Annotated in this window: 24 protein-coding genes; 16 read left to right on the forward strand and 8 right to left on the reverse strand. The window is 38.6% G+C overall.

What is annotated here, in order from left to right; all coding sequences use genetic code 11:
• The first annotated feature begins 164 nt into the window (after window positions 1–164).
• Both D1B32_RS01920 and D1B32_RS01925 read left to right on the forward strand, forming a co-directional pair.
• Window positions 165–605, forward strand: a complete 441-nt coding sequence (locus D1B32_RS01920; RefSeq protein WP_095307747.1) for an OsmC family protein — start codon at window positions 165–167, stop codon at window positions 603–605.
• Window positions 606–967: 362 nt separating this feature from the next.
• Complete coding sequence (locus tag D1B32_RS01925) at window positions 968–1,990, forward strand: acyltransferase family protein (protein ID WP_095307837.1); 1,023 nt, start codon at window positions 968–970, stop codon at window positions 1,988–1,990.
• Between the two features lie 123 nt (window positions 1,991–2,113).
• Here the strand turns inward: D1B32_RS01925 and D1B32_RS01930 are convergent, their stop codons facing one another.
• Complete coding sequence (locus D1B32_RS01930) at window positions 2,114–3,457, reverse strand: YjiH family protein (protein ID WP_118888482.1); 1,344 nt, start codon at window positions 3,455–3,457, stop codon at window positions 2,114–2,116.
• 453 nt (window positions 3,458–3,910) lie between these two features.
• Here D1B32_RS01930 and D1B32_RS01935 point away from each other — a divergent pair, with 453 nt between their 5' ends.
• The 5 genes from D1B32_RS01935 (at window position 3,911) to D1B32_RS01950 (ending at window position 7,828) form a co-directional block, all read left to right on the forward strand.
• Window positions 3,911–5,572: an ABC1 kinase family protein gene (locus D1B32_RS01935; RefSeq protein WP_118888483.1), complete on the forward strand. Its 1,662-nt coding sequence runs from the start codon at window positions 3,911–3,913 to the stop codon at window positions 5,570–5,572.
• A gap of 112 nt (window positions 5,573–5,684) precedes the next feature.
• Window positions 5,685–5,987, forward strand: a complete 303-nt coding sequence (locus tag D1B32_RS01940) for a phasin family protein (RefSeq protein ID WP_095307751.1) — start codon at window positions 5,685–5,687, stop codon at window positions 5,985–5,987.
• A 467-nt stretch (window positions 5,988–6,454) separates the two neighbouring features.
• Entirely contained in the window at window positions 6,455–6,625 is a 171-nt protein-coding gene (locus D1B32_RS23970; RefSeq protein ID WP_168927270.1) for a hypothetical protein, read from the forward strand.
• A gap of 506 nt (window positions 6,626–7,131) precedes the next feature.
• Entirely contained in the window at window positions 7,132–7,434 is a 303-nt protein-coding gene (locus D1B32_RS01945; RefSeq protein ID WP_095307753.1) for a YwdI family protein, read from the forward strand.
• A 22-nt stretch (window positions 7,435–7,456) separates the two neighbouring features.
• Window positions 7,457–7,828 carry a DUF423 domain-containing protein gene (locus D1B32_RS01950; protein ID WP_095307755.1) on the forward strand — a complete coding sequence of 124 codons (372 nt, stop codon included), beginning with the start codon at window positions 7,457–7,459 and terminating at the stop codon, window positions 7,826–7,828.
• On the opposite strand, the gene D1B32_RS01955 is transcribed toward D1B32_RS01950, so the two are convergent.
• The 4 genes from D1B32_RS01955 to hemQ form a co-directional block, all read right to left on the reverse strand.
• Window positions 7,823–8,083 (reverse strand): hypothetical protein, encoded by a 261-nt coding sequence (locus D1B32_RS01955; protein ID WP_240033701.1) that lies wholly within the window; start codon window positions 8,081–8,083, stop codon window positions 7,823–7,825. The genes D1B32_RS01950 and D1B32_RS01955 overlap by 6 nt on opposite strands.
• A 193-nt stretch (window positions 8,084–8,276) precedes the next feature.
• Window positions 8,277–8,747: a spore coat protein GerQ gene (gene gerQ / locus D1B32_RS01960; protein WP_095307759.1), complete on the reverse strand. Its 471-nt coding sequence runs from the start codon at window positions 8,745–8,747 to the stop codon at window positions 8,277–8,279.
• 156 nt (window positions 8,748–8,903) lie between these two features.
• Window positions 8,904–9,329, reverse strand: a complete 426-nt coding sequence (locus D1B32_RS01965) for a cell wall hydrolase (protein WP_095307761.1) — start codon at window positions 9,327–9,329, stop codon at window positions 8,904–8,906.
• 253 nt (window positions 9,330–9,582) lie between these two features.
• Entirely contained in the window at window positions 9,583–10,332 is a 750-nt protein-coding gene (gene hemQ / locus D1B32_RS01970; RefSeq protein ID WP_095307763.1) for a hydrogen peroxide-dependent heme synthase, read from the reverse strand.
• Window positions 10,333–10,553: 221 nt separating this feature from the next.
• Here hemQ and pta point away from each other — a divergent pair, with 221 nt between their 5' ends.
• Window positions 10,554–11,528, forward strand: a complete 975-nt coding sequence (gene pta, locus D1B32_RS01975) for a phosphate acetyltransferase (protein ID WP_118888484.1) — start codon at window positions 10,554–10,556, stop codon at window positions 11,526–11,528.
• Window positions 11,529–11,560: 32 nt separating this feature from the next.
• Here the strand turns inward: pta and D1B32_RS01980 are convergent, their stop codons facing one another.
• Complete coding sequence (locus D1B32_RS01980; protein WP_118888485.1) at window positions 11,561–12,442, reverse strand: lipoate--protein ligase family protein; 882 nt, start codon at window positions 12,440–12,442, stop codon at window positions 11,561–11,563.
• A 96-nt stretch (window positions 12,443–12,538) separates the two neighbouring features.
• On the opposite strand from D1B32_RS01980, the gene D1B32_RS01985 reads away from it, so the two are divergent.
• The 3 genes from D1B32_RS01985 (at window position 12,539) to D1B32_RS01995 (ending at window position 14,935) form a co-directional block, all read left to right on the forward strand.
• Entirely contained in the window at window positions 12,539–13,858 is a 1,320-nt protein-coding gene (locus D1B32_RS01985; protein WP_095307769.1) for an HD domain-containing protein, read from the forward strand.
• On the forward strand, window positions 13,848–14,351 hold the full coding sequence (locus tag D1B32_RS01990; protein ID WP_118888486.1) for a YwgA family protein: 504 nt from the start codon (window positions 13,848–13,850) through the stop codon (window positions 14,349–14,351). The genes D1B32_RS01985 and D1B32_RS01990 overlap by 11 nt, the downstream gene beginning before the upstream one ends.
• Window positions 14,352–14,413: 62 nt before the next feature.
• Window positions 14,414–14,935, forward strand: coding sequence for a YwhD family protein (locus D1B32_RS01995; RefSeq protein WP_118888487.1), 522 nt, complete (start codon window positions 14,414–14,416; stop codon window positions 14,933–14,935).
• A gap of 371 nt (window positions 14,936–15,306) precedes the next feature.
• On the opposite strand, the gene D1B32_RS02000 is transcribed toward D1B32_RS01995, so the two are convergent.
• Complete coding sequence (locus D1B32_RS02000) at window positions 15,307–17,319, reverse strand: transglycosylase domain-containing protein (protein ID WP_118888488.1); 2,013 nt, start codon at window positions 17,317–17,319, stop codon at window positions 15,307–15,309.
• Between the two features lie 183 nt (window positions 17,320–17,502).
• Between D1B32_RS02000 and D1B32_RS02005 the strand changes: the two genes are divergently transcribed.
• Both D1B32_RS02005 and argS read left to right on the forward strand, forming a co-directional pair.
• A complete protein-coding gene (locus D1B32_RS02005; RefSeq protein WP_095307779.1) occupies window positions 17,503–17,943 on the forward strand; it encodes a YwiB family protein in 441 nt (146 codons plus the stop codon).
• Window positions 17,940–19,610, forward strand: a complete 1,671-nt coding sequence (gene argS / locus D1B32_RS02010; protein WP_118888489.1) for an arginine--tRNA ligase — start codon at window positions 17,940–17,942, stop codon at window positions 19,608–19,610. Before D1B32_RS02005 ends, argS begins: the two co-directional genes overlap by 4 nt.
• A 101-nt stretch (window positions 19,611–19,711) precedes the next feature.
• Here the strand turns inward: argS and D1B32_RS02015 are convergent, their stop codons facing one another.
• Window positions 19,712–20,317, reverse strand: coding sequence for a TetR/AcrR family transcriptional regulator (locus tag D1B32_RS02015; RefSeq protein ID WP_095307783.1), 606 nt, complete (start codon window positions 20,315–20,317; stop codon window positions 19,712–19,714).
• Window positions 20,318–20,605: 288 nt separating this feature from the next.
• Here D1B32_RS02015 and D1B32_RS02020 point away from each other — a divergent pair, with 288 nt between their 5' ends.
• The 3 genes from D1B32_RS02020 (at window position 20,606) to D1B32_RS02030 (ending at window position 24,603) form a co-directional block, all read left to right on the forward strand.
• On the forward strand, window positions 20,606–21,502 hold the full coding sequence (locus D1B32_RS02020) for an NAD(P)-dependent oxidoreductase (protein ID WP_118888490.1): 897 nt from the start codon (window positions 20,606–20,608) through the stop codon (window positions 21,500–21,502).
• Window positions 21,503–21,530: 28 nt separating this feature from the next.
• Entirely contained in the window at window positions 21,531–23,039 is a 1,509-nt protein-coding gene (locus D1B32_RS02025) for a CoA-acylating methylmalonate-semialdehyde dehydrogenase (RefSeq protein WP_118888491.1), read from the forward strand.
• 274 nt (window positions 23,040–23,313) lie between these two features.
• Window positions 23,314–24,603 carry a GntP family permease gene (locus D1B32_RS02030; RefSeq protein WP_118888492.1) on the forward strand — a complete coding sequence of 430 codons (1,290 nt, stop codon included), beginning with the start codon at window positions 23,314–23,316 and terminating at the stop codon, window positions 24,601–24,603.
• Window positions 24,604–24,755: the final 152 nt, after the last annotated feature.

A 24,755-nucleotide genomic window follows, 5' to 3' on the forward strand; every position in this document is an offset into this window, starting at 1 on the left:
GTATAGTAGTAATACGATTTACAACTGTAAAAGTTTCAGTAAATTTATGTGAATCCTAGTCCTAGTAAGAAAGATTCATGATGAGGGGTTGACGAAGCGAAAGTTGCATTTGTTTTTGTTTCACTAAGAGCTTAGGTTAAAATGGAAATAAAGAGGTGATTGGAATGGCGGAGCATCATTTTCATTTAAATGCAAGCTGGCCTGGTGGACGAAATAGCCATGGATATATCGAAGCAGGAAATTTACAAACGAAGATTTCGATTCCGAAAGAGATGGATGGACCTGATATTGGGACCAATCCAGATGAAATGCTGCTAGGTGCTGCAGCAACATGCTATATCATTACATTAGCAGCAATGATAGAGCGTGCAGACTTACCACTTGACCATATGTCGCTGGAATCAGAAGGGGTTGTTGATGTAACGAAGGGTGTATTCACCTATAAAAAAATAATCCATCGACCAACCGTTTCTTTACAAGCTAGCGCTACTGATGAACAACGTAGAAAACTAAGTAAGCTTGTGGAGAAAGCAGAAAAAAGCTGTATGATTTCTCGGGCAATAAAAGGTAATGTTGAGATTGAATTAGAGGAAAACTTAATGTGATTTCTGAATGAAACAATCGCACCAATCTAAGATGGTGCGTTCTTTTATGTTTAAATGCCAAGTTGAGATCATAATAGGAATACTGTTGCTTGCTAGATGAAAGACTGATATAAATAGTGATCTTCACAAATAGAAAACTGATATATAAGTTAAAATGGCTGCTGTTTGTCATAGGCAAATTTTTCATTGGTATTCTTTCCATCATTCGCCAAGCTGATTACAAAGCTGCATCAATTTTTCACGATGCTTACAAACTATTAACAAATTGATGAAATCACTTCATTTTTTATGATTTTTTCATAAAAAAAGGGTAAAGTGTTTACTACAATGTAAACCGACATAATTAAGAGGGATGAGAAATGATGAAACGAAATTCGTTTTTTGACAATGCAAAGGTATTATTGATTTTTCTAGTTGTTTTTGGACATATTATACAGCCATTTATTAGTGATTCAAAAGGAATGAACACACTGTATATGTGGATTTACACGTTTCATATGCCGGCATTTATTTTATTGTCTGGATTCTTTGCGAAGGGTTCTGGAAACAAAGATTATATTTTAAAACTAGCAAAACGGTTATTAGTTCCATACTTAATCTTTCAAATCCTATACACCATTTATTACTTCTTTATTGGAAAAGAAGGCTGGCAAGCAGGGATTTTCTATCCGCATTGGTCACTGTGGTTCTTGTTTAGTTTGTTCTGTTGGCATATTCTGCTCTCCTGGTATAAAAAATTACCGGCTCTACTAAGTATTTCTCTAGCAGTGCTTGTTGGAATTATTGTGGGATATTTTGGTGAAATTGGGCATACCTTTAGTCTTTCTCGTACATTTGCTTTCTTTCCTTTCTTCCTCATCGGTTTCTGGCTAACGGAAAAGCAAGTAATGTGGGTGAAACATAGGCTGGTGAAAATTTCATCGGTTATCGTTATGACATTATTAGCGGTAGCAATTTACTACTTGCCTGACATTAATACAGGATGGTTGCTCGCGTCCAGTTCTTATGGAGATTTAGGAATGGAACAGTATGGAGGAATTGCAAGGTTCCTATTTTATATTGTTGCTGCAGTGATGACAATTAGTATACTTGCTTGGATACCGCATATAAATCTAGGATGGGTTACGAAGCTTGGAACACGTACATTATATGTATATCTCCTTCATGGGTTTATTGTTCAATTTTTCCGCCAAAATAATTACTTTGAGGTAAATGGGGTTATTGATGTTCTCGGGCTTGCAGCTATTTCAGCCTTAATTGTCATTGTGCTCTCCAGTAAGCCGGTTCTGCGCTTGTGGCAGCCGTTCATTGAAGGGAAAGTTACTTTATTGAAACAGACAATAAAAGGTGAAAGAAATAGAAGCACGACACAAACAGAAAGTTAAATGAAAATAATTGAAACTAAAACGACCATGGATCGTATGAGTAACTACCCCCCTTTTTAATAACATAAAAAGAAGCAGGCAATCGAGAATGATTGTCTGCTTCTTTTGTTTGTATCTTGTTTTCTAAAAGATAAAATGTGCAATCAGCGTTATAACTGGGAGTGTAATAATCGTACGCAGTAAGAAAATAATAATAAGGTCTATAAAGGTTACAGGAATCTTTGTTCCAAGTATTAATCCACCGACCTCAGACATGTAAATCAATTGCGTTACTGATAATGCAGCAATGATGAAGCGAGTAATTTCGGCTTCAATTGACGAACCAATAATTGCTGGCAGGAACATGTCGGCAAACCCAATCAGGATGGTTTGTGATGCTTCCTGTGCATGTGGAATTTGCATGAGTTCTAGCAATGGAATAAATGGTGCACCAATCCATTGGAAGAATGGTGTATATTCAGCGATTATAAGAGCAACCAGGCCAAATGCCATTACAACTGGGGCAACACCCATCCACATATCAAAAATGTTCTGTACGCCTTCTTTAATAAAGTTTGTGAAGCTCGTTTCTTTTTTCGCGCGATTTAATGCATTTTTATAGCTATATGTCAAAATGCTTTCGCCGGCAGGGATTGCTTCTTCTATTGGCTCAGCTGATTCATTCATATACGTATCCGGCTTTCTTGATAACGGAGGGATTCGCGGCATAATTAAAGCGGCTACTCCACCAGCTATAACAATTGTAATATAAAATGGAATAAACATATGTTCAAGGTTTACTTCTGTTAAAACGACTAAGGAAAACGTGATGGATACGATGGAGAATGTTGTACCAACTACTGCTGCCTCGCGTTTTGTATAAAGTCCAGCTTCATATTGTTTACTAGTAAGCAAAACACCGATTGTCCCATCGCCAACCCAGGAAGCAAGTGCATCCACAGAAGAACGGCCAGGAAGCTTAAACAACGGGCGCATTATTTTGGTCATTAACGTTCCAAAAAGTTCCAATAAACCGAAGTTCGTTAATAAAGGCAGGAACAACCCAGCAAATAGAAAAACAGCAAATAATACATGGAGTAAGCTGCCTAATAGAGTTTGCCCCGTAGTTTCCCCGTGAATTGCTTCAGGACCGAGCTGAAAAAAGACCATAATCGCAAAAACTGCTGCAAGTACTCTTGTTATTGTCCAAAAGATACTTGTATAAAATAATTGCTGAAAAAAAGGTGTTTTTCCAAATGCTTCTTTCCCAGCTATTTTCGCGATCAACGTCATCACAGCTGTTATGACAATAATAACCATCATGATGGCAGAAAGCTGATTTTCAAGCAATGTTTGTACCCAATTTGCTAAAATTGCTATTGGTATTGTAACTCCATCCGCTGTTTTAATTGGAATGATAAAGATAAATACTCCAATCAGCGAAGGGATAATAAATTTAAAATGATCGATCAATCGATAATTTCTCATAATAACCTCCAAAAAACTCATACCCTAATTTAATATGGCTAAATCCAACTGTATGATTATACAACTTAACGGAAAAATATTCAATCCCAGTTTTAAGGTGATCGAAAGATACGCTTTATTTCCCCCATTATACCTTCATTGTAACAATCTGCGCACAATCATACCATTATGGATTATAAACCATTTAAATGGGCTCATCGCTCAGTTTCTCAGCCTTTGACCTCAACGGCAGTCCTCACCCAAAGAACTCAATTTCGCACGATTCACTAACTAATATATCTAATCACCCCCTTCAAAATGGATTGCCTATCAACAATGTCTGTTCCTAATATTCCCACATATAACAAAAATCTTAACCTACCTGCTCATTCTGTACAAACGAATCATAATTCGATATCGTTAAAAGTAATAAGATGATGTTGTTCGGGGTAAAAGAATGATGAGGTGTTATATGTGGCTAAGACATTCAAATACAATTCGATTTATCGGTGTACTGTAATCGTATGGATGGCAGTAAAATTTATAATTAAGATATATTTCTTTTATTTTCGAAATAAAATATGGGATAAGAAGACTGTAGCACGATGGGATATAATGCTATCCGATATGGCAAGGGAGTACCGTGTCAAGGCTGAAAAGCTAGGTGGTATTCTGATCAAGCTCGGTCAATTTCTTAGTACGAGAACCGACTTTATGCCAGATATCTTTATCAAAGAATTGGATGATTTAGTGGATCGTGTACCACCAATGCCATATGAAGATGCAATAGCTACCATAGAGGAGGAATGGGGAACAGAAATGGCAACGCATCTGATGGCGTTTGAAAAAAAAGCAGTTGCATCTGCATCGATTGGTGACGTGTATCGTGCCATGCTAAAAGACGGATCAGCGGTGGCAATTAAGATACGGCGTAAACGCATTGAGGAAATTTTCCACAAGGATTTTGTAGCCCTGCGAATGGTCTTTTGGATCTTAAAGGTGTTTACGACATTTGGTAAAAAGGCAGATTTAAATGCATTATACAAAGAACTTGTACTTGTTATGAATCGTGAGCTTGATTATGAGCAAGAACTGGAATTTGGGGAATACTTTTATAAACGGTATAAAGATGATGGCAGCATACGAATTCCCAAATACGAAAATGAGCTGTGTACTGAAAAAGTACTCGTAATGGAATGGATAGAGGGGGCAAAAATAACAGATGTCGAATTTATGAGAAGACATCGCATTGATCGAGAGAGAACAACGAAAACGTTATTCGATCATTATATTGACCAGTTTCTTAATCCTGGGAAATTTCATGCTGACCCACATGCGGGAAACATCCGCATTCAGAAGGACGGTACAATCGCGATTCTTGACTTTGGGATGGTTGGTGAAATCAAAGTAGAGGATACGAAGCAATTTAAGCTGCTTGTACAAGGATTTATCATCGATAATTATGACATCGTTCTTTCATCTTTAGACAAAATGAACTTTATTTTGCCTAATGCGGACAAAAGAAAGCTGAAACGGGTCATTAAAGAAACTGTTGATATGTACTCAGACGGATCGATGAAAAATATTGATTCAAAGGTAATGAGCCAGCTGAGCGAAGACATTAGTGTCATCATGCAAGACCAACCAATCCAATTGCCGGCAAATTATGCTTATTTGTTAAGAGCTGTTTCGATTGTCATTGGAATATTATTTGCTATCTATCCTGAAATGGATATAAAAAAATGGGCTGTGCCTAAGATTAAAACATGGTTCGGTAGAAAAAGTTTATTAGAATCTGTTTCCAAGCAATATGCAAAAAATCTGACCGAACCAATTTTATCGTATCCTCGTGCATTGCTTAGTTTTTTAGAAAGTGGGGAAAAGGATAGGAAATGGGATAAAGTAAAACATCATGTTCAATTAAAGCATCAATTTTATTTACTATTAGAGGTTCTTTCCTTTATGATGGTAGTAATAGCGATTGGCATATCCATTTGGGGATTTGTTGGAAGCATGAAACCGATGGCTGTCATTGGTCTTATCGTGTTAGGTATCTTTATCATTTTCTTGAACATAATTTTCGTAAGCCATTTGAGGATGATTAGAAGGGCAAAGGCTCAAGTAATTGATTCGTAAAGGATTGGCTTAAAACGCAAGATAAATCAGTATATAATATCTTGCTAGACTGGGCTAGCCCCCGGATTAATTTATCCACACAAAAAGCTAAAAAGTAAGGGAGTTGTTGAAAATGAGTGATTACTTAAAAAAAGGGTTTTTATTAGGTCTTGGTGCTGCTATTAGCGGTAAAGAGAAATTAGATCAAAAATTAAAAGAGCTTGTAGACAAAAATGAGCTAACTCAGGAACAAGCCAAAACTGTGATGAAAAATTTCATCGAAAAAGGTGAAATGAAAAAAGATGAATGGAATACTAAACAGTTTGAGAAAACGAAAAACATGGCTGACGAGTATGGGATTGCAACAAAAGAAGATATTAACGAATTGAGAGCACGCATCACGGAGTTAGAAGATAAATTGGATCAATTGAATTAATGCATACGGTGAACCGGCTGTTAGCCGGTTCACTTTCAATTTAACGGCGAGAACGCTTGAGTTTAGCTAAAACCTACAAAGTATCTACGGATTGCCTAATGGCAAGAAGTAGTAGATGGTCAGTTTCGACCCAGCTTATCCTGGGATAAGCTGTTGCCTGCTGTAGTTGATGAAAACGACTCTTACGATGTGTCGTAAAAAAGAGAGTGTCACCCATTTTCTTTGCGTTTCCATTTATTTAGTAGGAAACCTTCACTTCAAAAACGGACGTTTTAAGTGGCGGGAGGTTCATCTTAGCGAAAGATAGACAGATTATTCCTATATACGATTAATCGACACAATGGATAGTCCATTAATCAGTAAATTCTGTCTAATCTTAAATTTTTGTATTGATTCCTGTAATCAAATCCGTTATAATGAACGTGTAAACTTCAGTAGTACAGTATGTATAAAAGGAGTGTTGCGGTATGGAAAGCTTTTTTACGATAAGTAATGTTATGACTAAGAAGCTTGGCAGGAAGTTGCAGGACGAAGAATTGAAATTTTTGCAATGGATGTATGAACGCTATACCGAGGAACAACTGGAAACTGAAATAGAACATACAACAGAAGAAGCTCTGATTACATTAAATTCATAGCTAACAAAAGGTCTTGGGATTACCGAGGCTTTTTTTGTTGTTTGCATGCTGTAGATAACTTAGCCATCGAAACAGCACGTTCACGAAGCGCTAAAGCTGTAGCGTGACTTCCCTCACCTCATGACATAAAAAAAGCAGACTTGCCGGCTGCCAAGACAGGAGGCTTAGTCGCACTTATTCCTTGTGGTGAAATCGGGAATGACCTCCAAGTAAGGATGGCTGATTAAAACCAGGCTACGCTCAACATCGGCAGGGCTATGTTTCCTTTTAGATGAACTTTTGCCCGTAGGAGCAAAAGTCATAGATCATCTTATAATTTGGAGTGAATCTCCTGCGTCGGAATGTTCGACAGGTCGAGCCACCCTAAAGTTCGGAGCGCAGTCCGTACGTCGCTATCCGAGTGCTTAGGCTGTTGCTCTTGTCATCGTGGATTTCTATTATCATATAAATAATCATGCTATAATGAGAACATCTGAGTAGGACAACGGTAATAAGGAGTGATAGCAATGGCAGTAGCGAACAATACCATTATAAAAAAGATGTTAAATGAATTATACCTTGCTAAAGAGAACCAGCATGAACAGGATCAGATGGTGGCGCATATCGCAAATGTGCGTTTATTATGTGACCTCTTTTTAGAGGGGGAACAGCCTGTTGTGAAACAGGAGAAGACTGGTTTTACCGATGCAGAAATTAAGGTCATGCTTGGTGAACAAAAGGTGGGCAATGACTCCTTACAGGTAAATAACCCCAAAAGTACAAAATTAGATGACGAGGGTGCGAATGGTAACTCGATTTTTGATTTTTAATGATTGAAGGAGGAACTTGAAAATGAAATTATTTTTACTGCTAGGCGCAATTAATGGATTTTTAGCAGTTGCGTTAGGTGCCTTTGGTGCCCATGGATTAGAAGGGAAGTTGTCGGAAAAGGCGATTGCGACATGGGAGAAAGCAGTTGATTATCAGATGTTCCATACGATGGCATTGTTTGTTACTGGTCTGCTTTTAGCAAAATTCCCAAATGTTAGCTCCCTTGCCGCAGCGGGATGGCTATTTTTAATTGGGATTATTTTATTTTCTGGAAGCTTGTACATTTATTCCTTAACATCGGTTAAGACATTCGCAATGATAACACCGATTGGTGGGGTTGCATTTTTAATTGGGTGGGTATTAATAGGAATTGCAGTGATGCGAAATTTATAAATGGAATAGTAGATAGGTAGTAAAAAGAAATAGTATGATTCCGCGAAGTACCTGTTTTCCTGCTTCAGCTGTGTGCCTTGTTTGTAGTAGAATCATCGCATCACAGATAATACTCAGTACGATAAAGTAGAATGCTAGAAACAAGATAATAAGATAACCGAGAACAAGTGCTGCAAGTCCAAATATTAAAGCAAGAAACAATGTAATTAATTCCATCTGAATGAATTTTCGATATGGATGTCTCATTAGAATCATCGCCTCACTTCATTAAAATGCGAGTGAACAATCTCGTTAAGCAAATGGAATAAAGGATGACCCGATGGAGGTGGAGTCATCCTTTTTCTGCTTGCTATGGTTAATCCTCACCCAATCCTGAAAACGTTCAAACTGCCTTTTTATTTCAGTAAGTGATTTTTCAGTTTCTGTCCCAACGATTTATAACAAAAGATTAGCGTGGCGGATAGTTGGCAAACTGCTGCCCTCCACCATATGGATAATTATAATTAATTTCCTCTTCAAAGGTTACATAATCTAAATAAATCATAAGTAAAAGGTACCGTTCTCCTGTATTAGGATCACTTATAATAATATGGTCTCTTCCTGCGGCTTCGATAATGCCAGTAAATATTTTTGCATTCCATTCTGAATTATTTTCAAATGTCATGTAGAAGTTTGCTAGCTTTCCTCTGTTCAAACGCAAAATATTTTCGATATAAGATTGTTGTAAAGGTAGCATGCCGGGTATATCGGTTCCAGTTTGCTGTGTTTGTTGGGTTTGCTGTGGGCTTGGCTGCTGTGTTTGCTGGAATTGCCTCGTGTTGTAAACTGGATAATATGCTGGGGAAGTAGGTGGGTAATAATAGTATGGATAGCCCTGCACCTGGTATTGTGGTTGGCCGCTGTTCTCCTTTTCGCTCATAAAAAAACCTCCTGTTAATGAAATACTTTTCTGTTTCTTTTGGCCTTCTCGTATTACAGGAAAAGAGATTGATGCAATTGATCTCAGATTTTGTTTTACTAAACCAATCACAATTTTAACAAATGATCGATGTGCTTGATTTAGTTCCAGCCACTATTATCTGTAGACCCGTGGACAATCTTCCTGTGTTGGAGCATAAAAACAATGTGATTTGAATCTGCCGACGTTCCATTGATCGTACCATTGTGCTGGACAATCTCCTGCCGGCATAAAAAACCATAAAGAATTCGTTGCAGGATGCTGCCGTTCACCTTGGATAATGCGGCGTGCTAGTCGCTTATCGGATTCTCTCGCTCGTTGGTAGAAATATCCTTTCTGTGTTGCTTCAAAGCCACCTGGGCTTTGATATACCATGTCATTAATATTTCGTAACTGGGTAAAATCAAGACAATTGGAAATGACTCGATTAATTCCGGTATTTCCAACCATTAGCATCCCCAGTTCGCCATCCCCCTCAGCTTCTGCACGCATTAATCTGGCAAGCAGTGCTATATCATTTTCTGTATGTGCAACAAGAGCCATTGGTTTATACCTCACTTTTGTCTAATCTTGATGCTGAACTCACTACATATATCTATGCAAAACGATATAGGAACATGACAATAAAAATAGGCACTCGCTTTAAACACGTCACGAGAGGGTTTCCCTTCATGACGTGTTTCTGAAACGAATGCCAGGTTGTAGTATGGTTGTTATCCATGATGATGAAATAAAAAAGCTAAAGCACGCAATGTACATTTGCATGCTTTAGCTTTAAAATTTAATTTCGTTTTAATTACAATGCAAAATAGGCGTCCACATCTTCTGCTGGTAAATAATTACCAACAATGAAATCGCCAAACTCAGCGTATTTTGTCGTCACTTCATCAAAGCGCATTTCATAAACAATTTTTTTGAATTCTAGGGCATCATGCGCGAATAATGTAACTCCCCATTCCCAGTTATCCAAACCAATGGAACCAGTAATGATTTCTTTTACTTTACCTGCATATTTACGCCCAGTCATGCCATGTTCATAAAGCAATCTTGTACGCTCTTCCTTTTCAATGGCAAACCAGTTCGCCTCTTCCCAGCGACGACGTGCCATTGGATAGAAGCATGCATGCTCCCATTTTGGAAGAATTGGGTATAAGCGAGCTTCAACCTGTGGAGATAATTTACGATCTTTTCCTTCATTCATTGGATTATGCATCGTCATCTCAACAATAGAAACATAAGAATAATCTGGAATGAGATAATCTCCAAGCTTCGACTTGTTGATTTCACGTTTAATTTCTTCTAATTCATCCATTGTAGGACGAAGGAAGATAAACATGAAGTCGGCTTTGTTTCCGACAACTTTATAAAGAGATTGGCTGCCTAGCTTTTCTTCTTCAACAGCTTCCCACTTTTTCATCAATTCTTTAAACTCCTTGATTGCTGTGTTTCTTACTTCTTCTGATGTCAGTTTCCATGAAGCCCAGTCAAATGTGCGGGTATCATGAACAACGGACCATCCATCCATGGTTACTACTGCTTCTGCCATGCTCATTCACTCCTTAAAAGAAAAAATGTTCTCCTATGTTTTTACTATAGCACATTAAGGGTATTCTAATCATATGAAAGGGTAATGAAGTCGATTGTTTTTCCATATTGTCATTTCTTTGTCATAGATTGTTGAAAAAATAGGTTATTTCCTTTAAAAATACAGGAAAATTAGCTATCATTGTTAAAAGACACACATATTATTGTGATGGAGGTTTTTTTATGGGATCATTATTTGATCAGCTCACAGCAAAAGTATCGAACTCAAACAAAAAGATTGTTTTTCCAGAAGGTCTTGATGAACGAATTCTGACTGCTGCAAGCCAATTAAGTGCTGCAGGGGTTGTAACGCCAATTTTGATTGGCAATCAGGAAAGCATTGAAAAAAAAGCGGCAGCAAACAACATTGACATTGCTTCTTGTACGATCATCGATCCGCAGGAATATGCGGAATTCGATGCAATGGTCGAAGCTTTCGTAGAGCGTCGTAAAGGAAAGGCAACAGAGGAAGATGCGCGTAAAATTCTTCTTGATGAAAACTATTTCGGCACGATGCTCGTTTATATGAATAATGCAGATGGGCTTGTAAGTGGAGCGGCACATTCAACTGCTGATACGGTACGCCCAGCATTGCAGATTATTAAAACAAAAGAAGGCATTAAAAAAACATCGGGCGTATTTATTATGGTACGTGATGATGAAAAGTATGTTTTTGCAGATTGCGCCATCAATATTACTCCGGACAGCCAGGATTTAGCAGAAATTGCAGTGGAAAGTGCACAGACGGCTCGACTATTTGATGTCGACCCGCGTGTAGCAATGCTTAGCTTCTCAACAAAAGGTTCTGCCAAGTCACCGGAAACAGAAAGAGTTGTCGAAGCGCTCGAAATTGCAAAAGAAAAAGATTCATCACTCGTTATTGATGGAGAATTTCAATTTGATGCAGCCTTTGTACCGAGTGTTGCCGCGAAAAAAGCTCCAGATTCTGTTCTAAAAGGGGATGCAAATGTATTTGTTTTCCCAAGCTTGGAAGCAGGAAACATTGGATATAAAATTGCACAGCGACTTGGTGGATTTGAAGCAGTTGGTCCAGTGCTTCAAGGATTAAATCGACCTGTAAATGATCTTTCTCGCGGCTGCAGTGCTGATGATGTTTATAAGCTAGCGATTATTACAGCAGCACAAGCAATGGAATAAGTAGTATACAGAAAAAAACAACGACCGCGGATTCATTTCTCCGCGGCGTTGTTTTTTTCTAATCGCTGCACGTTAGCAACAGTCTCATTACGTTTGATCATTTGGATATACCTTTTTTCAAATGTATTGAGTTCTGTATTTGAAAAAGGCGTCGTCACAATTTCTTCGCATATATCCTGTAACGCAATGTAGAGTCTTTTTTTCATATCCTCGACGGTTAAAGGCACTCCAAGCAAATCAGATAGTGACCCCATTACATCTGGTTCTACACTCGGGTAAATAAATTTTGTTTCCGTTTCCTTTTTTGCAATCGCATAGAAATCTCGAATAAGAGAAGCTCTTTCCTTACTGTTTCCTTCTACATCAAGATAAATTTGCACTGCAGCACCGTCCTTTACTCGCCGCTGTGAAATGCCTGCAAATTTTTTCCCGTTAATGCTTAAATCAAAGTCACCAGGACAATAGGACCCGACAATTTCATATGCTTTAATAGCGGTTGTTAAATCGCGCAGCATATATTCGACCAAACGAACCATTGCTTCATAGCAGTCATGAATCGAAAGCTCTGCGACACCTGGTATGACAAGGGATATATTTAACACACCACCATCGAGTGCAACTGCAAGCCCACCAGAATTTCGAACGACAACATGGTAGCCTTGCTCGGCTAAGAACTGAACGCCTTCATCTAGAAAGGGAAGCCTCGCGTCTGGAATGCCGAGCACAATGGTTTTGTCGTGTACCCAAAGTCGTATAGCAGATGGTGACGTTCGATTGCTTACAGATACAGCTAGTGCATCATCAACAGCAAAAGATGTAAGTGCTGTGTATTTTTTTTGTTGAAAAATTGTTTCATGGGAATGATCAAAATATCGTAATGTCGATTGACCGACAATTTCTTTCCAGTTTTTCATTTTTATCTCCTTACCCTTTTAAGCTTTCCATACTTATTATATAATAAACTAAATAAGGAAGTATTAAAATTGCAGAAAAGAACGGATGGGGAATAAATGGCGTATAAAGACGAACAATTGTCGGAGGAAAAAGTATTTAAAGATCCTGTTCACCGGTACGTCCATGTGCGGGATCGTGTTATCTGGGATCTGATTGCTGCTCCGGAATTCCAACGGTTGCGTCGAATAAAACAACTCGGGACAACAAATTTGACATTCCATGGGGCGGAACATAGTCGATTTAACCATTCACTTGGCGTGTACGAAATTGTCCGTCGAATCATTAATAACTTTCAGGACAGGCCTCATTGGAATAAAGACGAGCGACTCTTATGTCTTTGTGCAGCTCTATTGCATGATCTTGGTCATGGGCCTTTTTCACATTCCTTTGAAAAAGTGTTTAAATTGGATCATGAGTATTTTACCCAGCAAATCATTTTGGGTGATACAAAAGTAAATGAAATTCTAGAGCGTGTTAGTGTAGGCTTTGCGCAGAAGGTTGCCGATGTTATTGCAAAAACCTATGAGGATAAATTGGTGGTCAGCTTAATTTCCAGTCAAATTGATGCTGATCGCATGGATTATTTGCAACGTGATGCTTACTTTACGGGAGTAAGTTATGGTCATTTTGATATGGAGCGTATTTTACGAGTAATGCGCCCGATTGAAGATCAAGTAGTCATTAAATCAACTGGGATGCATGCGGTCGAGGATTATATTATGAGTCGTTACCAAATGTATTGGCAAGTATATTTTCACCCAGTTACAAGAAGTGCAGAAGTAATCTTGACAAAAATCCTTCATAGAGCGAAATATTTATATGAAACAAAGGACTTTACCTTTAAATTACAACCGACCCATTTTGTTTCCTTTTTTAAAGGTAAAGTGGATCTAGCAGATTATTTAAAGCTGGATGAGATGGTTGTCCATTATTATTTTCAGCTTTGGCAGGAAGAGGATGACGAAATCTTAAGAGATTTATGTGAGCGATTTATGAATCGACGCTTATTTAAATATGTTGAATTTAATCCCAATCTTCAAATGAATGAGTGGATGGAGCTGTATAAGCTGTTTCAAGAAGCGGAAATTGATCCAGAATATTACCTTGTTGTTGATTCTTCTTCAGACTTACCATACGATTTTTATCGACCTGGTGAAGAGGAAGAGCGGCTGCCAATCCATTTATTAATGCCTGATGGAAGCTTGAAGGAGCTTTCCAGGCATTCGGATATCGTTGAATCCATTTCAGGTAAAAAACGGACAGACCATAAATTATATTTTCCAAAAGATCGGTTGAATGAATTGAAGGATCAGAGGTTAAGAACGCGCATTATGGAAATTCTTTACGGGCAAGGAGCGAAAGTTGATGTTGAATAATCATGCCAAATTAATCCGTTTCTTTTCAGAAGCAAATGGCATAACAGGGCGGAAAAAATTGCAAAAAATGATCTATATTTTACAGAAATGCGATATCCCTTTTGAAGAGAAATATCAATTCCATTTTTATGGACCGTACTCAGAGGAGTTAACATTACGTGTAGAAGAGCTTTGTAATCTTGGATTTTTACAGGAAGAAAAAGAGGATAAAAGCAACTATTATCAATACAATTATAATATAACACCTGCTGGAACAGAGTTTCTGAATCAATTTTCAATGGAAATGCCGGACATGACAACAAAGGTGGCGATGCTGAAGGAAAAGAGCTCGCGTTTTCTGGAGCTTGTCTCCACCATGTTTTACTTTGATGATTTACCGCTTCAGGAGAATATTGAAAAAATCCACATGGTCAAACCAAAGCAAAAGTATAGCAATGAAGAAATTGAGGATGCAATTCGTTTTATGGAAGAATTGAAACAAGAAGGCAAATAACGTCTCATGCAGGATAGCCTTGTGCTACAATAGCAACTAGTAACAATGGAGGAGGGGCATTTATGAGCTCAGATCAATCTTCAAATAAAAAGAAGAATTCCTTTACGATCATTAAGGATGATTCAACAGATGGCCATGGAGGCTATGGTGTTGGAGCAATCAGTTTAGAAAACATGTCATCCGTAATTGTCGATCCGAATGAAAATAAAGCATACGTAGATATGGGAGCGATGCATGCACGAAGTGAAGTCGAACGTCGCGTGAAATGGTTACCGGATCGAAATGAAGTACCAAACGGCAAGCTATATTGGATCGTTTGGGTGAATGTGGAACGCGGAGACAGTGGTCCTTACTATTCCGGTGTCACCGGCTGTGAAATCCGAGTGGATCGTGAAATAAGACGTGCCTATAAATCAATGGGCCAGCATGTGACGTATATGGAAAAATCGCTCAAAGGGAAAATTATCGTTGACCACATGGATGAGCAATCGAAAAATCTGTTAAGAGATTTCCTGATAGATTTTAACAAAGATATGTGGGATAACAGTACGGACGAATTAAAAGAGGCGCTTCCACTGCAATAGAGAATATGACAATTTTGTGTCCGAATCGTGAATCATTTGTTAAATCGTTGTACTTTGTACCAATAATTTGTAAACTATTGGTACATGGACTAACTCATGTTTACTAGGACAATAAAACAGCCAGCCTTCAGGACTCAACCTGAAAAGCTGGCTGTTTTATTGCCTTCTGTTAGCGCACCATCCCACGCCACTAAGACACCAAATCCAAAATTAGCGCACCATCCCACGCCACTAAGACGCCATATCCAAAAATAGCGCACCATCCCACGCCACTAAGACACCATATCCAAAAATAGCGCACCATCCCACGCCGCCATGACATCATATCCAAAATTAGTGCACCGTTCCCAGCCCCTAACACTTATAAAACATTAATTAAACAAATCAAACCAACGTTCGAAGATACCTTTTTCTTCCTCTACCACATCTTCTTCTTCAACTAGATGTTCGGAGCAATAGTTTCTCGGCTCCGTTCCTTTTTCAAAGTACATAATTCTGCTTCCACCACAGCTAGGTGTTGCACGTGCGCCGGTCTCGGGATCTATCGGGATGCCAATTACCCCAGATGGCATAGCAAAAACATCCTGCGCCATCCCTTTGTGAGCCCCTTCCATAAATCCAGCCCACATCTCTTTTGCGTAGGCTGATTCAGCAACAAGTTCCATGTTCCGGTTATCATCGTAACCGACCCAAATGCCTGTTACAAGGGAAGGGCTATAACCAATCATCCAGCTGTCCGAATCAGTTGTTCCAGACTTCCCGGCATATAGGCGACTAAGCTCCTTCGAAATTGTTGCACCAGTTACAGAGGTATAGCCATTCATCTCGACATCAAACATCCCAGTCATCAGGTGTGTTAAAATAAATGTTTTTTTCGGGTCAAGCAATTGTTCTGATGTATCCTCATGCTCGTAAACTACTTTGCCATTCCGATCCGTAATTTTTTCTACCGTATACCCGGAAATTGACCGTCCCCCATTAGCCAGTATTCCGTAGGCACTCGTCATGTCGTTAACAGAGACAGAGGCAGTGCCTAAAGCCAATGCTGGTACAGCTTGAAAATCCCCTCTCAGCCCGAAAGTTTCAGCAGTTTCTATTAGTTTTTCAGGTCCTAGGTACATATTTGTTTTGACAGCATACACGTTATCGGACAAGGCAAGTGCTTGGGCCAGTGTTATCGGCTTATTTGCATAATACCCGTTAAAATTACTCGGTTGATAGCTGTTGCCATCACCTAACGCAAAAGTAGTTGGTTTGCTCATTAATTTCGTGCTTGGTGTATAGCCATATTGCAGTGCAGCGTAATATAAAAAAGGTTTAAAAGTTGACCCTGACATTCGCTTGGAATTCATTGCTCGATTATAAGTGCTTTCTGCATAATCCTTTCCGCCAATCATGGAGAGAATTGCACCGTCATCAGGATCCATTGCAATAGCAGCAGTTTCTACTTCACTGGAAGAATCAATTGTTGCACGTACTTGTTCTTCCAGTTTTTGCTGGTATGCACGATTTAATGTTGTATAAATGTGAAACCCGCCAGCACGAACTTCATCCGGACTTAAATCTAAGAATTTAGCAGCCTCTTGTAAAACAACATCCTGAAAATAGGGGGCAGTATCCGCAGGCTCAGGTGTAATCGAATAATCCAGCTGCTCTTCGATAGCCCCAACATACGCTGCTTCAGAAATATACTTGTCATCCAATAGATGCTTTAAAATTTGCTGTTGGCGCCGATTTGCATTCTCTTCATTGTTTAATGGGGAGTAATAGGTTGGCCCCTTTGGTATTCCGGCGAGCATCGTAGCCTCGGCTAAGGATAACTCACTTGCTTGTTTATCGAAGAAATAATGGCTTGCCGCCTCAATTCCATATGCTCCATGCCCATAATAAATTGTATTTAAATAGCCTTCTAGAATCTCCTCCTTGGAATAAAACATTTCCAGTCGTATAGTATAGAATGCTTCTGTTAGCTTTCGTGTCCATGTTTTTTCAGGGGATAAATAAAGGTTGCGCGCATATTGCTGGGAAATGGTGCTCGCACCTTCTTTTAACGAGCTATTACGTAAATTTTTAATAACTGCACCAGCAATGCGCTTCAAATCAAACCCTTGATGTTCATAAAAATGCTGATCCTCCGTTTGTAATGTAGCTTCAATAACCGCAGGAGATATGTCATCTAAGCTAACCCAGTGCTTTGTAAGGCTACCACGCTGCTCGCTTATTATTTCTTCTTCACGATCATAAATGATAGTTACTTGGTCATTTGCCAATTTAGGAGGACCTAAAACGAAGGCCACTAAATAAATTGCAGCTATTGTAAACACACCTATAGCAATAAGAGTAAGTATAATCTTTTTGAAAAACTTCTTCGGGAAAAGTTGCATGCTCGTAATCTCCAATGTAAAGTCTTGTTTTTATCATTATGGGAAAAGCGGCATGGAAATAAACTTAAGGCAGCAAAAATCCCGACTTTTGCTAGTAGGCAGAGGGAGAATTGCATCTTTTTATTGCTACTCACCGTGTTTTATCGCTATAATAGGGATATTATAGATTCAAGAGGCGATAGTATGGATGCACCGCAAAAAAAGATAAACATTATACTCAAGACAACTATTGATGATGATGGACAACTGGAGAGCAACGAACAGAGCTACCACGGAGTTCTTTTTCAAAAAAACAATATGGACGTATTGATTTTTGAAGAAACATTGGAAGATGGTTCCACCATTAAAAACTTGCTCACAATCTATCCACATAAGGTTAGTATTAATCGTTCTGGTGCAGTGAAAATGAATCAAAAGTTTCAAGCTGACCAGATAACGGAGAATATATATCACCATCCCCATGGTAAAATACATATGGAAACATATACAGAGACCATTGAATATAAGAAAGCAAGCAATGGAACAGAGGGCACATTAGCGATTCATTATACGGTGAAGTTAAACGGGCAGGATAAACGAAAACATACATTGAAATTGGCATATCAAGAGGAGGAAACGCAATGAACGTTTTGGAACAAACGGAAAATACATTGAAGCAGGAAATCGCTGTTGCTGTTATCCAAACAAAGCTAGCGACAGAAGAAGAGCTTCCTGCAATTATATTAGAAAAACCAAAGGATAAGGCACATGGTGACTTTGCCTCAAATATTGCGATGCAGTTGGCACGAATCGCTAAAAAGGCACCGCGTCAAATTGCTGAAGCTATTGTAGCAAATTTAGATCAATCAAAGGCGTCAATCGAGAAGGTCGAAATTGCTGGACCTGGATTCATTAATTTCTTTATGAAAAATGATTTTCTTGGAGAAATCATCCCAACTATTTTACAGGCTGGAGAAGATTACGGAAAAACAAATACTGGAAATGGCGAACGTGTACAGGTTGAATTCGTTTCTGTAAATCCAACTGGAGACTTGCATTTGGGACATGCCCGTAATGCCGCTTTTGGAGATGTGCTTTGTAATGTGCTTTCCGCTTCGGGATATAACGTAGAGCGCGAATACTATATTAATGATGCAGGAAATCAAATTGATAACCTCGGTTTATCTGTAGAAGCTCGCTATTTCCAAGAACTCGGTGAAGAATTTGATATGCCAGAGGATGGCTACCATGGACAAGCAATTATTGAGATTGCGAAGAAGCTTGTTGCAGAATACGGCAATGAATTTGCTTCCAAAGATCAAGCAGAGCGACTCGCGTTCTTTAAAGAATATGGATTGAAAGCATCCCTTGAAAATATTGAAAAAGACTTAAAAGCGTTCCGTGTTGAATTTGATAATTGGTTTTCAGAGCGTTCCCTTTATCAGGAAAATAAAATTCCTGTTGCACTAGATAAGCTAGAGGAAGGGAATTACACGTATGAAAAAGATGGCGCGATGTGGTTCCGCACAACTGATTTTGGTGATGATAAAGATCGTGTGCTCATTAAGCAAGACGGAAGTTACACCTATTTAACACCAGACATCGCTTATCATAAGGACAAGCTCGACCGTGGATTTGATTCTATTATTAATGTATGGGGAGCTGACCATCATGGATATATTCCAAGAATGCGCGCAGCAATTCAAGCGCTTGGCTACCCGGTTGAAAGGTTCGATGTGAAAATTATTCAAATGGTAAACCTATTTGAAGGCGGCGAAAAAGTGAAAATGAGTAAGCGAACAGGAAAAGCTGTTTCATTAAGAGAGCTAATGGAAGAGGTCGGCGTTGACGCGGTTCGTTATTATTTCGTTACTCGTTCAAATGATTCACAGCTTGACTTTGATATGGATTTAGCCCGCTCCCAGTCCAATGATAATCCAATTTTCTACGTTCAATATGCGCATGCCCGTATCTGTACAATGCTCGAACAGGCGAAAAGTAAAGGATTTACAGTCGGGGGAGATTTTAATGCTGCATTATTAACAGCAGAAAAGGAAGTAGATCTAATGAAGAAATTAGGTCAGCTTCCACAAGTCGTTGCAGACGCTGCCGAGAAGCATACGCCACATAAAGTAACACAGTATGTTTTTGACTTAGCCTCCGCATTGCATAGCTTTTACAATGCAGAGAAAGTGTTGGATGCAGATCATAAAGAAAGAACACAAGCACGAATTGCTTTAATGAAAGCTGTTCGCATTACACTTGCGAATGCCATGACACTGATTGGCGTATCTGCACCAGAGAAAATGTAATAACTAAATGTAAACCACTGAAATTTTTTCAGTGGTTTTACTATTTCAGAATTAACTTTATGATGTGGTCGCAGGCCGAAGATGTTAAATAACAAATTCCCTTACTTTTTTAACCCATTCAAAATTGTAGATGTGAACTTTGTCATTTCTTGGACAACATCAAATTCTTCTCCAAAGATAATCCAATCGTAGATAGTTCCCCTCATACACCTAGTAATTAATACAGACGCTTCTTCAGTAGTTAATTCCTCCTTAAACTCATTATTCTCAATTCCTTCCTGAACGAAAGAATTAATTACTTTATAAAGATTTCTATCTGGATCAGCTAAATAATGATTTTTGTTAATTGTTAGTGACATAGCATTCATGTATACATTTCTAATTAAGTCCTTCCCTAATTCATCACGTAAATAGATCATTTGAGCTTTGTAAAACATAAGAATCTTCTCGCTTGCACTAATGTTCTTGGGGATACCTTGTTGGAATGTGGAATAAAAATTATCAATATCCTTAAACTTTTCATTGAAAATGTCATATTTGGTATTGAAATGTACATAAAATGCCCCTTTAGATACATTACATTTTTTTGCTATTTCATCCACTGTTACATTATCAAACCCCTTTTTATGAAACAGTTCCAGTCCAGTTTCTAAAAGCGTTTTCTTTGTCTCTAAGGCTTTTAATTTTCTTGTTGTCATACGCGGCATAAATAATCCCCCTTTTACTTAAGAATAGCATAATGCTTTGGAAATATAGAATTCAACAGAATAGTCTTGACTATTGTAAATTTTACGTTTATTATTTTAATTATAATTTAAGTGACCACAGTATTTGACTTTGGTATGTGAAAAAGGTTTAAAGAAAGGAGACTAATTATTATGAGTAAATTCTAATTGGGAGGCTATATATGTAATTTTTCAAGGAAAAACTTAATTACTAGATTTCAAAAATGATAGCGCTTTCTAAGTGCTTATGAATATTTTAGGAGGGTCTGGATGGGAACAAAGAAAGTAGGTTTTCTTGGATTAGGGAATATGGGTTTTCCAATGGCAAGCAATTTAATGAGAGCAGGTTATACCGTATACGGAGTAGATGTAAACAAAGAAAATGAAAAAAGATTTGCTGAAATAGGCGGGATGGTTGGGTTCACTTCAGCAACATTAGCAAGTGAAGTAAATATCATTTTTACTAGTTTACCAACACCAAAGGTCGTAGAGGATGTTTATTTAGGAATCGAGGGTCTTGTGGAAAACGGAAAACCACCCTTAACTTTAATTGACTTAAGCACAATCTCACCAGAACTAAATAAAAAAGTAGCAAAAGCAGCATTGGAAAAGGGGATTCAGTACTTGGGAGCTCCGGTTAGTGGAAGTGTAGCTGGAGCAGAGGCAGCAACGCTGAGTGTGATGGTTGGAGGAGATAAAACAACATATGGCTCCGCATTACCGTACCTTGAAACAATCGGAAAAAATATATTTCATGTTGGAGAAGATCACGGATTAGGAACTATTGTTAAATTAATTAATAACCTAATGGCTGGAATTCATACACAGGCTGTCGCAGAAGCACTATCTATCGCAGATGCAGCAGGTTTGGACCATGAAATTGTTTATAGAATTGTAAATGTCAGTACAGGTCAAAGCGGCATTTTTACTAGAAACTACAAAAATTTTATTGCTCAGGATGAATATTATGAAGGGGCTTTTACTACAGCACTACTATTAAAAGACTTAAAACTTGCGAACCATGTTTCGAATTCATTTGAGGGTAAATTACCATTGGGTGAAGAACTAGTAAATTACCTTGAATCAAATATTGAGGAGTATGCAGATAAGGACATTTCTTCAGCCTATCTTATGCTAACAGAAGAAAAGGTGAAATTAGGTAAATAGATATATCCAAAATGGGAGGTTTGTTTAAATGACGACATTAAAGTTAGATACAGTAACCCACTATATTAATGGGGAAAAAGTAAAAGGGAATAACGATAAATATGGTTTTGTATACAGCCCATCCACGGGCAAGCGAATAGCTGCTGTTCCTTATGCTTCTGCTGAAGAAGTGGATGAGACCGTACAGTTAGCGAAAAAAGCTGCTGCAAAATGGGCAAAAACCTCTGTGGGAAAAAGAGTTGAAGTTCTTTTTAAATTCCGCCAATTATTAGTAGAGAATACAGATGAATTGGCACAGCTAATTGGGAAGGAAAATGGGAAAACGATCTCTGATGCAAAAGGGGAGATAAGCAGAGGAATAGAATCAGTGGATTTAGCAATAGGGGCACCGCAAATACTCAAAGGAGAACATTCTGTAAATGTTGGTGGGGATATAAACGCTTATTCAATGAAACAGCCGCTTGGCGTTGTAACATGTATATCACCATTTAATTTCCCTGTTATGGTACCGCTTGCAATGAGTGTTATGGCAGTGGCTGTTGGGAATGCAATGATATTGAAACCATCTGAAAAAGTTCCATATTCTGCTCAATTAATCTCAGAACTTTGGGAGAAGGCTGGTTTGCCTGCTGGAGTTTGGAACGTATTGAACGGTGATAAGGATACGGTTAATGCCATCATTACACATAGCGACATACAAGCGGTAAGCTTTGTGGGCTCTACGAAAGTAGCGGAAATTATTTATGAGGTAGGAACGAAGCATCATAAACGAGTAAATGCCTTTGGTGGAGGAAAAAACCACCTGGTTATTATGCCAGATGCGGATATTGATAAAGCAGTTGACTCCTTCTTAGGCTCTGCATATGGTTCAGCATCACAGCGTTGTATGGCTGTTTCCGTAGCAATGCCTGTCGGGCAAAAGACAGCAGATGTATTCACGGCAAAATTAAAAGAAAAGGTTGAAAATCTTAGACCCGGTTCCTATGACGATGAATCAGCTGACTTTGGGGCCGTTATAAGTGCAGAAGCAAAACAAAGCATCTTACATTCGATTGATGAAGCAGTAAGGGATGGAGCTAATGTTGTGGTCGATGGCAGAAACCCTGATGTTGAGTTTAAGGAAGGTTTTTACCTGGGGGCTACGCTATTAGATAATGTTACTCCTGATATGAATGTATACAAAGAAGAAGTGTTTGGTCCAGCACGTACAATCGTTTCAGTAGATTCAATTGATGAAGCAATACAGCTAATCAATAATCATCAATATGGAAATGGGGTTGCTATATTCACCAATAGCGGCCGCGATGCTCGCAAATTCACGCAAGAAATAGAAGTCGGTATGGTTGGAGTAAATGTACCTATTCCAATACCTGTGGGCTATCATAACTTTGGAGGCTGGAAAGGTTCACGATTGGGTGAAGGACAAATGTTCGGACCGGATACCGCTCGTTTCTTTACAAAAACAAAGACGGTCTCGGAAAGGTGGTTTGACCAATCAAGCACAGATGAAATTAACTTTGATTTTCCTAGCAGTTAATGAGGAAGGGGCCATTAGAAGGCCCCCATTTTTTTCTATGTAGTGTGTTCAAAAAAAGGGGATAAAAAGGGCCGAGGTCGGCTAAGAGTCAACGGCCTTTTTGCAGACGCGGATACTAGCACGACCTGAGCGTCGAAGGTCAAATGCTCTCGGTGTGTCATCTTTGCCGGACTTTTTAAACTTTCTCTATCGGTTTGATGATTGGTAGATTTCAAAGACTTCAACCTTATACTGACGATTACATAAGGAATTTATGAGAATATGAGGTGATCAAATGCTAGGGATTGCATTAGGGTTAGTTTTGCTAATCATCTTAGCCTACCGTGGATGGTCAATTATCTGGATTGCACCGATTTGTGCTGGCGTTGTAGCAATATTTGGTGGGCTTGACTTACTTGATGCATATACAAACACTTATATGCAAGGATTTGTCGACTTTACGAAAAGCTGGTTCCCTGTATTTATGTTAGGGGCTATCTTTGGCAAATTAATGGAATACAGCGGAATGGCACAGTCCGTAGCTCAAGGTATAATTAAACTATTTGGTGAAAACCAAGCAATTATTGGTGTTATTATGGCTTCATCTGTTTTAGCATATGGCGGTATTAGTGTGTTCGTTGTTGTATTCGCTGTCTATCCAATCGCGGTAAATATGTTTAGACAAGCGGATATTCCAAGAAAATTGATGCCAGCTACTATTACAGCAGGAATGATGACATTCGCAATGACAGCTCTTCCCGGGACTCCACAGATTCAGAACTTGATTCCTACTGATTATTTTAACACCACAGCGACTGCAGCCCCTATTATGGGACTTGCAGCCTCATTCGTAATGGGTGGGGGGTCTATCCTTTATTTGAAGTGGAGAGAGAAGAAGCTAAAAAAAACCGGACATGGATTTAAAGCGTTGGAAAAAGATCTGGAAGAAAAAGAAAAGATAAAGGGAAAGCTGCCAAATCTATATATATCTATACTGCCTTTAATATCTGTAATTGTTACGCTTAACATTTTTAACTGGAATATTGTCGTTTGTTTATTAATAGCTGTTTTATTGATCATCATATTTTCATTAAACAACATTAAAAGTTTGATACCATCGCTAAATCAAGGAGCTTCCGATTCTGTAATGGCGATGATAAATACTTCTGCAGCGGTTGGATTTGGAACCGTAGTACGCGTTGTTCCGGGATTCCAAAAATTAAGCGATTATATTCTGGGTATCGATGCAAATCCACTTATCTCCATGTCGATTGCTTCAAATGTATTATCCGGAGCAACAGGTTCAGCATCTGGAGGATTAGGCATCACGATGGAAGCTCTAGGTCACAAATATAATGAAATTGCCGCATCAACCGGAATAGCACCCGAAGCATTTCACCGTATCGCATCTATTGCCTCAGGGGGCTTGGACGCACTACCACATAATGGTGCGGTTATAACCATACTGATTGTGACCGGTTTAACACATAAAGAGTCTTACCGAGATATTGCGGTAGTAGCAATAGTCTTTCCGATTTTATCACTGATTCCAGCTATTTTACTTGCGAGTATCGGTGTGTATTAATGTATGTCCGTTAAAAAAGTAAGCAAGATATGGAAACTGTATTGTACATCACAAAATATTTAAAGCCTACCATGACTTGAATATTTTGTGATGTTTGCGTTGCGGTCATTACCAATTTCAAGATTACTATTTCATAAATAATCAAAATGTGA

It is taken from the genome of Oceanobacillus profundus, assembly GCF_003515705.1.
Taxonomy (GTDB): Bacteria; Bacillota; Bacilli; order Bacillales; family Amphibacillaceae; genus Oceanobacillus; species Oceanobacillus profundus.

Coding starts and splice junctions, on each gene's coding strand:
- argS (WP_118888489.1), top strand. CDS start 17,940: ATGAACGTTTTGGAACAAACGGAAAATACATTGAAGCAGGAAATCGCT.
- pta (WP_118888484.1), top strand. CDS start 10,554: ATGGGATCATTATTTGATCAGCTCACAGCAAAAGTATCGAACTCAAAC.
- D1B32_RS01950 (WP_095307755.1), top strand. CDS start 7,457: ATGAAATTATTTTTACTGCTAGGCGCAATTAATGGATTTTTAGCAGTT.
- hemQ (WP_095307763.1), bottom strand. CDS start 10,332: ATGGCAGAAGCAGTAGTAACCATGGATGGATGGTCCGTTGTTCATGAT.
- D1B32_RS01985 (WP_095307769.1), top strand. CDS start 12,539: ATGGCGTATAAAGACGAACAATTGTCGGAGGAAAAAGTATTTAAAGAT.
- D1B32_RS01925 (WP_095307837.1), top strand. CDS start 968: ATGAAACGAAATTCGTTTTTTGACAATGCAAAGGTATTATTGATTTTT.
- D1B32_RS02020 (WP_118888490.1), top strand. CDS start 20,606: ATGGGAACAAAGAAAGTAGGTTTTCTTGGATTAGGGAATATGGGTTTT.
- D1B32_RS01965 (WP_095307761.1), bottom strand. CDS start 9,329: ATGGCTCTTGTTGCACATACAGAAAATGATATAGCACTGCTTGCCAGA.
- D1B32_RS01920 (WP_095307747.1), top strand. CDS start 165: ATGGCGGAGCATCATTTTCATTTAAATGCAAGCTGGCCTGGTGGACGA.
- D1B32_RS01990 (WP_118888486.1), top strand. CDS start 13,848: ATGTTGAATAATCATGCCAAATTAATCCGTTTCTTTTCAGAAGCAAAT.
- D1B32_RS02005 (WP_095307779.1), top strand. CDS start 17,503: ATGGATGCACCGCAAAAAAAGATAAACATTATACTCAAGACAACTATT.
- D1B32_RS02000 (WP_118888488.1), bottom strand. CDS start 17,319: ATGCAACTTTTCCCGAAGAAGTTTTTCAAAAAGATTATACTTACTCTT.
- D1B32_RS01930 (WP_118888482.1), bottom strand. CDS start 3,457: ATGAGAAATTATCGATTGATCGATCATTTTAAATTTATTATCCCTTCG.
- D1B32_RS02015 (WP_095307783.1), bottom strand. CDS start 20,317: ATGCCGCGTATGACAACAAGAAAATTAAAAGCCTTAGAGACAAAGAAA.
- gerQ (WP_095307759.1), bottom strand. CDS start 8,747: ATGAGCGAAAAGGAGAACAGCGGCCAACCACAATACCAGGTGCAGGGC.
- D1B32_RS01945 (WP_095307753.1), top strand. CDS start 7,132: ATGGCAGTAGCGAACAATACCATTATAAAAAAGATGTTAAATGAATTA.
- D1B32_RS02025 (WP_118888491.1), top strand. CDS start 21,531: ATGACGACATTAAAGTTAGATACAGTAACCCACTATATTAATGGGGAA.
- D1B32_RS01955 (WP_240033701.1), bottom strand. CDS start 8,083: ATGATTCTAATGAGACATCCATATCGAAAATTCATTCAGATGGAATTA.
- D1B32_RS01980 (WP_118888485.1), bottom strand. CDS start 12,442: ATGAAAAACTGGAAAGAAATTGTCGGTCAATCGACATTACGATATTTT.
- D1B32_RS01995 (WP_118888487.1), top strand. CDS start 14,414: ATGAGCTCAGATCAATCTTCAAATAAAAAGAAGAATTCCTTTACGATC.
- D1B32_RS01940 (WP_095307751.1), top strand. CDS start 5,685: ATGAGTGATTACTTAAAAAAAGGGTTTTTATTAGGTCTTGGTGCTGCT.
- D1B32_RS23970 (WP_168927270.1), top strand. CDS start 6,455: ATGGAAAGCTTTTTTACGATAAGTAATGTTATGACTAAGAAGCTTGGC.
- D1B32_RS02030 (WP_118888492.1), top strand. CDS start 23,314: ATGCTAGGGATTGCATTAGGGTTAGTTTTGCTAATCATCTTAGCCTAC.